This is a genomic window from Leptolyngbya sp. FACHB-711, from assembly GCF_014695615.1.
Classification (GTDB): domain Bacteria; phylum Cyanobacteriota; class Cyanobacteriia; order Elainellales; family Elainellaceae; genus Leptolyngbya_A.
The window spans coordinates 1-9204 of the sequence record NZ_JACJOR010000296.1; the positions used below are offsets into that span (position 1 = coordinate 1).

At 53.4% G+C, this 9204-nt stretch carries 9 protein-coding genes; 6 read left to right on the forward strand and 3 right to left on the reverse strand.

From position 1 onward, the window contains the following. On the reverse strand, positions 1–965 hold a 965-nt coding region (locus tag H6F80_RS11705), incomplete at its 3' end, for an aminoacetone oxidase family FAD-binding enzyme (protein WP_190791730.1). Between the two features lie 161 nt (positions 966–1126). On the opposite strand from H6F80_RS11705, the gene ebsA reads away from it, so the two are divergent. Both ebsA and H6F80_RS11715 read left to right on the forward strand, forming a co-directional pair. Then, entirely contained in the window at positions 1127–1501 is a 375-nt protein-coding gene (ebsA, locus tag H6F80_RS11710; protein WP_190791731.1) for a type IV pilus biogenesis protein EbsA, read from the forward strand. A 180-nt stretch (positions 1502–1681) separates the two neighbouring features. Next, on the forward strand, positions 1682–2773 hold the full coding sequence (locus tag H6F80_RS11715; RefSeq protein WP_190791732.1) for a DRTGG domain-containing protein: 1092 nt from the start codon (positions 1682–1684) through the stop codon (positions 2771–2773). Positions 2774–2980: 207 nt separating this feature from the next. On the opposite strand, the gene H6F80_RS11720 is transcribed toward H6F80_RS11715, so the two are convergent. Then, positions 2981–3136, reverse strand: coding sequence for a hypothetical protein (locus H6F80_RS11720; RefSeq protein WP_190791733.1), 156 nt, complete (start codon positions 3134–3136; stop codon positions 2981–2983). Positions 3137–3196: 60 nt separating this feature from the next. Continuing rightward, the gene (mrdA, locus tag H6F80_RS11725; protein WP_190791734.1) at positions 3197–5014 is read right to left on the reverse strand and encodes a penicillin-binding protein 2; all 1818 of its coding nucleotides are present in this window, start codon (positions 5012–5014) and stop codon (positions 3197–3199) included. Between the two features lie 363 nt (positions 5015–5377). Between mrdA and H6F80_RS11730 the strand changes: the two genes are divergently transcribed. The 4 genes from H6F80_RS11730 to H6F80_RS11745 all read left to right on the forward strand — a co-directional run. Then, positions 5378–6517: an ABC transporter ATP-binding protein gene (locus H6F80_RS11730; RefSeq protein ID WP_190791735.1), complete on the forward strand. Its 1140-nt coding sequence runs from the start codon at positions 5378–5380 to the stop codon at positions 6515–6517. Between the two features lie 125 nt (positions 6518–6642). Further along, the gene (locus H6F80_RS11735) at positions 6643–7806 is read left to right on the forward strand and encodes a polyamine ABC transporter substrate-binding protein (RefSeq protein WP_190791736.1); all 1164 of its coding nucleotides are present in this window, start codon (positions 6643–6645) and stop codon (positions 7804–7806) included. 56 nt (positions 7807–7862) lie between these two features. Beyond that, positions 7863–8804, forward strand: coding sequence for an ABC transporter permease (locus tag H6F80_RS11740; protein ID WP_190791737.1), 942 nt, complete (start codon positions 7863–7865; stop codon positions 8802–8804). Positions 8805–8806: 2 nt separating this feature from the next. After that, a partial coding sequence (locus H6F80_RS11745; RefSeq protein WP_518523562.1) for an ABC transporter permease occupies positions 8807–9204 on the forward strand: 398 nt, incomplete at its 3' end.

Below are 9204 nucleotides of genomic sequence, written 5' to 3' on the forward strand. Positions count from 1 at the left end.
CCAACACCCGCTTTCATCGTCAGAAATTGCCAGAGGCGGCGCGGCAGGGTAAAAGGATTGTGGGCGGCGATCGATTTTCGAGGAAATTCGGTTTTGGCTGCCAGCAGAGTTTGTCTCACCGTTTCGGCAGTCTCGGTCGGCAACCAATTGATCCGCACCGTTGCCTGATAGCGATGCTGATGCAGTATCCGTGCGCCCCAGGCTGATAGCTTTAGAACCGCCGGACCACTCAACCCCCAGTGGGTAATCAGCACCGGACCGATCTGCTCAATAGGTTTTCCTTCGGGCACAAAAAGCTGAACTTTGGCAGACTCCACGGATACTCCAGCAAGTTCATGAAGCTGCGAATCGGGAACATTGAACGTAAACAGCGACGGCACAGGTGGTTCTACCGAATGTCCCAAGCTTTTAGCAAGCTGAAACCCCTGCGGACTGCTGCCGCTTGCCAGCAAAAGCCGATCGCCCCGAACCTCCTGCCCCGACTTCAGCGTTAACACAAAGTAATCATTCTCTTTGGTAACGCGGCTGACCGGAGCAGCGGTGTAAATTTTCACGCCCGCTCGCAGCGCAGCCTGGGTCAGACAATCCACGACCGTCTCAGAATTATCTGTAACAGGAAACATTCGCCCATCGGCTTCGGTTTTGAGCGTCACGCCCCGCTTGGCAAACCAGGCGATCGTATCTTTTGGCTGAAAGCGGGTAAATGCGCCCCTCAACGCTTTGCCGCCTCTGGGGTAGAACTGAATTAGAGCTGCCGGATCAAAGCAGGCATGGGTGACATTGCAGCGACCGCCGCCAGAGATTCGCACTTTGCTGAGTGGCTGCGAACCTGCCTCAAACAGTGTGACCTGAGCCTGCGGGTGAGCCTCCGCACAAACGATCGCCGCAAAAAATCCGCCTGCTCCGCCGCCAACGACTAAAATTTGCAGGGGTCGAGAGGTCGCAAGCGTGGGTGAACTTCTCATAAAAATAAAAGTAAAAGTGACATTCCAATCGGTGGTCGTGGGAATACTAAGTTCCAGAGTGCAGCAAAAGCTGTCGATGCAGCGCGTGTATCTCTACCCTAGCGTTCTTGCAACCTCAACGTTAGCGTCCACCCCAGCGGAGATTGAAGGAAAGTTTAAGTATGTCACTTGAAAAGCTCCAGCCTGCCAACCCTCGTGATGTCAGCGTCTACGCGCCTTATTATCAGGGACGCAAGCGGAGTGCCCTACCTCTTGCAATCAGTCTTTATCAGGCTGGCAGCCTAGAGGGTTCTCGCCAGATTGAAGGGGGCGAAAGTATTCCTTTTGTAGCGAGTTGGAGTATCTCTTCGATTCCGGCAGATCTCACCCGGTGTCGGCTTCAGTTTGATAACAATGCTGACCTGAGCTATGAAGTCATGCTGGCGAACTTTGAGTTTGTCGATTTCTTGATCGAGCTGCTGTTTATCTACAAAAGTTCACGCAGTGCTGATTTCTCCCAGTCCTTTTACCGCCGGCTGCTGCGGTTGGATGATTAGCATCTTTCCTAAAATTTATGCAGCTCTATCAGAAAAGTGAATCAAAGATAAATACAATGGATGAAATGTCCACGGGTTCTGATGGAGAGCGTCAGTGTGCTAGCAAAAATAAGCTAGCAAAGCACTTATAAAGCATCTTCGGGGAATAGGGCATCGAGATTGCTTTGAGGAGTTACGGGCGTGCCAAAGTCTGCGAATTTTTTGTTGATTGGGTCTTCTGAAGCTTATAGCGGTAAGTCAGCCATGATTTTAGGGATGGCGCATCAGCTTCAGCAAAAAGGACTCAAGATTGCCTACGGTAAGCCGATCGGGACTTGCCTCACCGAGGATTCTCCCGATCAGCCGATCGAGGAAGATGTGAAGTTCATGGCACAAACCCTCAAGCTGCCGGACGGTTGCGTATTGCCGATGCTGCTGCCGCTTGATGAAGCAACCATTTTTCGTCGGATTAACGGAACTGATTCAACGCACTATCAGCAGCTTTTACAGCGTTACGCCGCTCCTGCCGGGGTTGATCTTGTTTTGCTGGAGGGAGCCGGAACCCTGGAAGAGGGAAAGCTCTTTGATCTGTCAGTGCCGCAGATTGCTCAGGCGCTAGATTCGCCAGTGATGCTGGTCAGCCGCTTTCGATCGGCTCTAGTGGTCGATAGCTTGCTGGCAGCAAAAGCACGGTTAGGCGATCGGCTCATGGGTGTGCTAATCAATGACATCCCGCATGATCAAGTGGCAATCGTCGAATCTCAGATTCAGCCATTTTTGCAGCGTCATGGCATTGAGGTTTTGGGACTGCTACCGCGAAATGATTTGCTGCGAAGCGTCAGCGTTGCCGAACTGGTGCATCAGCTTGGCGCAGAAGTCCTTTGTCGGCCCGATCGCTTGGATCTGATGGTGGAAAGCCTCAAAATTGGGGCAATGAACGTGAACTCTGCCTTGGAATATTTCCGCAAGGGGCGTAACATGGCAGTGGTAACCGGGGGCGATCGAACCGATATTCAACTTGCCGCCCTGGAAACCTCGACCCAATGCCTGATCCTAACCGGACATCTGCCGCCGTCACGGGCGATTCTGAGCCGCGCCGAAGATCTGGAAATCCCAATATTGTCAGTCGATCTGGATACCCTCACAACTGTTGAAATTGTTGATCGCACGTTTGGGCAGGTACGGTTGCATGAGCCAATCAAGGTGCAGGCAATTCAGCAAATGATGACAAAGCATTTCAAGGTCGATCGCCTGCTGACCAAACTGGGCTTAGACCCGGTCGCGACGGTATAGCGGCTAAGAATAACCCACTGCCGATAAGAAGGGGCATTCGGCTCTCACCTTCCCTGAAAGCAGACCCTAAAAGCAGACCGCCAAGTACAAATGCGATCGGTTAAACCCCAAGCAACAGTTATTATCAGTCTACGGCTTGCAGCAGTTGAACTTGCGTCTCCGATAAGCTGAGCAGGAACACCACCTGCTTGATCGGCATCCCCGTTTCTAAAAGATTGCGGGCGGCTTGCAGCAGTTGGGGTTGGGCTTGTTTTCTGCTCGCCGTGCTTGTTCAGTATCGGTCAGTAGCCATTCACCTGAGCGATCGCACCAGCGCAGCCAGTTTCCCGACACGCCCTCAAATTCACCTTGCCAGATGCCCAAACCGATCTCCAGTTCGGTCAGCTAAATTAAAGGGTTCTGGAGATTGAGCCGTAGCTGGCTTCAGTCAGTCGTGACGGATTCGGGCTGAGCTGCTTCAGATGCTTGAGTGCCGTTAAAGTACGCTTCGAGAACCTGACGCACCATCGGGGCAGCCACCGAGCCGCCACCACCGCCAGAGTTTTCGGCAAAGGCAACGACGACGATTTCCGGTTTGCTGGTGGGTCCATATGCACCGAACCAGGCGTGGGACTGGCGGGGTGGGTCTTCAGCAGTTCCGCTTTTACCGGAGATTGGCGGCAGATTGGGAACGTTGAGCGCAGTTCCTGTCCCGCTTGTAATGACTTGTCGTAGCCCCTGATCCAGCGTTCGCATAATCTCTGGGCTGAGGTTGAGAGATTCTCGCCAGCGATCGATCTGATTGTCCATCATCAGGTGAGGTTTGACCCGATAGCCTCCGTTCGCTGCTACCGCAAACATGACGGCAACCTGAAGCGGTGACGACTGCATATAGCCTTGTCCGATCGACATATTCACCGTATCGCCTACATACCAGGGTTCTTTTAGTGCTTCTTCCTTCCAACCCGGATCGGGGACAAGTCCCGGAGCTTCTTCGGCAGCAATCTCAATTCCCGTCTTTTCGCCAAATCCAAAGCGGCGTGTCCACTGAATCAGCGGCTCTTCACCCATGCCGAGCGCGGTTTGATAAAAGAAGGTGTCGCTGCTCCATGCCATCGCCCCCGGAAAATCAAGCGGACCAAAGCCTGCCCGGTTCCAGTCCCAGAACTGAATGCCACCCACTTCCACAAACGGATAGGTCGGCAACACCGTTCCTATCGGAAACTCGCCCGACTTAATGGCAGCAACAGTTGTGACGATCTTGAAGGTGCTGGCAGGCGGATAGCCTTGCAGAGCGCGGTTCACAAACGGAAAGTCAAGACCCTGAAGCTGCTTCCACTGAGCATCGGTAATGCGGGTTGAAAACAAATTAGGGTCAAAGGCAGGACGGCTCACCATCCCCAGCACGGCTCCGTCACGGGGATCGATCGCCACAATTGCCCCTTTGCGATCGCCTAACGCCCGTTCTGCGGCGCGCTGCACATCCAGATCCAGCGTGAGCTGCACATCGTTTCCAGCTTTGGCAGTCTTTTCGCCCAGCACCCCCAGCACCCGCCCCGCTCCGTCTACTTCAACCTGCTGTCCGCCCCATTCGCCGCGCAACTGCCGCTCAAAGGCTGCCTCAACGCCCATCTGCCCGATCACGTCTCCTAGACGATAGCCCTGATCCTGCTTTGCCTTCAGGTCTTCGTCGCTCATTTCGCCCGTGTAGCCCAGCACATGAGCTGCCAGATCGCCATAGGGATAGTTGCGAACGGCTTCCGCTTCAACCTGGACGCCTTTTAATTCGTGGCTAAACTCTGCCAGGGCTGTCACTTGAGCTGGACTCAAGCCTCGTGCAATTCGCAGCAAAGCCGGGGAATCATAGCCTGCCTGCTCCAGGCGGTTTTCGATCGTCTTTTGAGGAACATTGAGCACCTTTGCCAGACGCGGCACAATCACCGACCACTGCTGCTTAGAATTTGAGATCGGCCACAGAAACACCGCATAGGAAAGACGGCTGCCTGCCAGAATTCGGCCTCGGCGATCCAAAATTTTGCCACGTTCGGGCTGGCGAGGAATCAGGCGAATCCGGTTATTGTCGGCAAGCTGGCGGTTGCGTTCGCCTTGAAAAAGCTGGAGATAAACCAGACGAGTCCCAATTCCACCGACCAGGATCAAACTGACGAACAGCATCACAATCACCGACTGATAGTGTCGCCCCACTGAGCGGGCATTCTGTCGAGAATTGGGGCTGGATGCAATCAAAGGCGATCGATTCATAATCGGAATAGACGTGGCGGAATAGAGGTGGACGGCACTTAAGCTATGCTAGGGGACAAGCGAACCGGGGTCTAGTTTTGTTCTGCTATTGAATTTGCAACGGCTAAATTTGCAACGGGGTAATTGCGCAAGAAACGCTAGGTGCTAGAGCGATCGCTTAGGGATAGGTTTCCCAGGAAAAATCCTTCAAAACGGATTGACCAGAGAATTGCGATCGGTTAATCAAGATTGATTCAGAGAAGTTTGCTTGAAACGGACGGGTTAAAAGTTTGTTAACCAGAATTTAGTTTAACTGTGCTGCTCAAAACACAAGTTAAGTGACAAACGGGTGAAATACTAGCTGGAAAAGGAAATTTGCCAATTATGTCCCAGACCGTTGCTCAAGACCGGAATGCTTCCCAGACCGAAACCAAGCTGGACGTTGAACTGCGAAAGGTGTTCAAAGTTTATAACGGGGAAACTGCCGTTCGCGGCATTGATCTGAGCATTCGGCAGGGTGAATTTTTCAGCATTTTGGGTCCATCGGGCTGCGGCAAAACTACTACACTTCGGATCATCGCCGGGTTTGAAGAACCCACCGGGGGAGAAGTGTACATCCGGGGCGAACTGATGACCAATGTACCTCCCTATAAGCGACCCGTGAACACTGTCTTTCAGAGCTATGCCCTATTCAACCACATGACGGTGGCTGACAACATTGCCTTTGGCTTACGCATTAAGAATTGCAGCCGATCGGAGGTGCAGCAGCGCGTCGGAGAAGCCTTGCAGCTTGTAAAAATGGAATCCTTTGCCCGTCGCTATCCGGCTCAACTTTCGGGTGGGCAACAGCAGCGCGTCGCCCTTGCTCGTGCCCTAGTGAATCGCCCGACCGTAGTCTTGCTCGATGAGCCATTGGGCGCGCTCGATTTGAAGCTGCGGAAAGAAATGCAGGTGGAACTGTCGAATCTGCACCAGGAACTCGGCGTGACGTTTGTGATGGTGACACACGATCAGGAAGAAGCACTAAGCTTATCCGATCGCATTGCTGTGATGAATGCAGGCAGATTAGAGCAGGTGGGCAGCCCCAGCGAGATTTATGAAATGCCGCAAACGCCCTTTGTGGCAGATTTTATTGGCGATACCAACCTGTTTCAGGCGCGGGTCGAAACCATTTATCCGGAAATGCTGCAAGTGGTGACTGATAAAGGGCTACGCGTGATGGTGAAGCCACAAGATGCCTGGCAGCAAAACCCGCCCACCGACGTGATGGTCAGCGTTCGTCCCGAAAAAATCCATGTTGGCTCGCCCAACAGCGGCGATCTGATCAACGCCTCAACCAATGCCTATGAAGGCAAACTGCGCCACATCATGTACTTGGGAACCCACGTTCACTATCTCGTGGAGCTCGCGACAGGCGATCGTATTACCGTACTGTTGCCCAACCGCAGCGATCGACCTCTGGATCTGCACAGTTCGGTTAAGGTGTACTGGTCTGCTGCTGATTGTCTGGCGTTGCCTGCCTAGGGAGCACCTGATTGAATGATTTAGGTCTGCTCGATCGTCCCCCGGGAAAGCCGACTGCAAACGATTCGCGTATGCTGTTTTATGTACGTTTTCCCGTTGCACCCTTACCGCAGTAGGAAGAAACCATGCCGCCAACCCATTCTCACTCAAACCACCCTGACGGTCGATTGTTTTCTGGAACCTCCCGAAGACGATTTTTACAAACTCTAACGGCTGCTGCTTCGGGGGTGGTGCTATCAAACTGCGCCCGTAACCTGTCGAATCCTTCTGCCGGAAACAGTCCCGCCGCCAGTCCCAGCTCTGGGGAAAACGCTAAAACGCTTCATGTGTTTACCTGGGCAAACTATACCGACGATGAACTGCTGAAGAACTTCGAGGCAAAAACTGGAATTCGCACCGTTGTCGATATTTTTGACTCGAACGAAGCGATGCTGGCAAAAGTCGAGGCAGGCGGAGCCAATGCCTACAGCATCATTTTTCCCTCGGACTACATGGTGGTCGAGATGAAGGACAAAGGGCTGCTGACCGAACTCGATCGATCGCGCCTTCCTGGACTGAGCAACCTAAACCCGAAGTGGAGCAATCCGACATACGACCCCAACAATGCTCACAGCGTTCCGGCAACCTGGGGAACCACCGGACTGATTTACGATCCGGCAAGACTCAACGGCAAAACTATCACCGACTGGAACTTCCTTTGGCAAAACAAGGGATCGCTGACGCGACGAGTGACGCTCATTAATGACGTGCGGGAAGTGATGGGCGCGACGCTGCGATCGCTCGGCTTTTCCTACAACTCTAAAGACCCGAAGCAAATCGAGCAGGCATACCGCAAACTGGTTGAACTCAAACCTGCGATCGCGTCTTTCTTAACGAACGGCTGGGAAGATCAGTTGGCAAGCGGCGATCTTTCGGTATCGATGGCATATTCGTCGGACGCAATTTCACTGATTGAAGAACAGCCTAGCCTGAAGTATGTAATTCCGCGATCGGGCACTTCGATCTGGACGGATACGATGGTGATTCCCAAATCGGCTCCCAACCCGGACGCTGCCTATGAATGGATGAACTTTATGCTCGATCCAGCAAATGCCGCGAACCTGGTCGAACGACTCAACTTTGCCACGCCCAACAAAGCCGCCTTTGAGAAGCTGCCGACCAACTCCAAAAACAACAGCAATCTGTATCCCTCGGAGAGCGTGCTTACCAAGTGCGAAGGCATCACGCCCGTTCCTACCCAGGCAACCGACCTGTACGACAAATACTGGACTCAGCTCACCAGCGCGTAGTATTTGTTGCAGGCTGTTCTTTTGAGGTTCTTTCAGGTTCTTTCAGGTTTGCCGCGATGTCGACCACTACTCCTCCGGTTCCTTCTGCCCTGCCTGAAAAGCCTTCTCAGGCGTCCTGGCGACGCAGATTCAGTAAATTAGTGCAGCCCCTGGTATTACTGGCTCCTCCGGGACTGTGGCTACTGGTGCTGCTGGTATTACCAACGCTGCTGATTCTGGAGCTGAGCCTGATTCCGGGATTTCGCCTGGGGCAACCTGCGGGGGGCTATGGCATTGGCAACTATCTGGAAATCCTGCTGCCACGCAGCTCTGCAACCGAGGCGATCGGCAATCCTTATCTGCGGGTCATCGGACGATCGCTTTACTTTGCGACGGGTTCTACACTGCTGACGCTGGTGCTCGGCTTTCCGGTGGCGTATTGGATTGCGGTCATGGCTCCGGCGCGATGGCGAAATCTGCTGCTGGTCGGGTTTGTGCTGCCGCTATGGACTTCTTCACTGCTGCGGGCTTACGCCTGGATTACCATTTTGCGACCGACTGGACTGCTCAACTCTATTTTGGGGGCGATCGGCATTCCGGGACAGGACTGGCTAAACCAGAGTCCGGCGGTGTTTATCGGCATGGCGTATAGCTTTTTGCCCTACATGGTGCTGATTCTGTATGCCTCGCTGGAAAAGTTAGACAAACGATTGCTGGAAGCAGCTTCCGACCTGGGCGCAACGCCAAGCCAGGCATTTCTCAGGATCACAGTGCCCCAAACGCTTCCCGGTATCGCGGCAGGTGGGCTGCTGGTGTTTATTGCCAGCCTGGGAGATTTTGTCGTGCCGGAACTGCTGGGCGGTGCGTCGAATATGACGATCTCCCGGTTTATTTTCAACCAGTTTCTTGGCGCAACTCGCAACTGGGGACTCGGTTCTAGCCTCAGCATGATTTTAATTTTTGCCGTGAGCGTGTCGATCGCACTTTTGATTAAATATGGCGATCGAGATGCCGTCTGACCATGCCAATGGAAACCGCCCAAGCTGTGCCGCCCGTGGAGGATGATTCTGTGCCGCAATCGCCCAAAGCCAAGCTCCGTTTTTCCTGGCAAATGGTATTTTCCGTGCTGATGTACGGATTTATGTATTTTCCGATTCTGGTGCTAGCGTTTTACAGCTTTAATGCGTCACGGTTTAGCTCAAACTGGGGCGGCTTTAGCCTGCGGTGGTACAGCAGCCTGATCAACGATAGACGGATTCTCTCCGCGCTGGGCGATAGTCTCACCGTTGCCCTGGCTGCGGTGGCAATTTCGGCGGTACTGGGGACGCTGATGGCAGTCGGCTTAGCCAAGTTTCGCTTTCCCGGCAAAGGACTCTATCGAGGCGCGTCTTACCTGCCGCTGATTATTCCTGATATTGC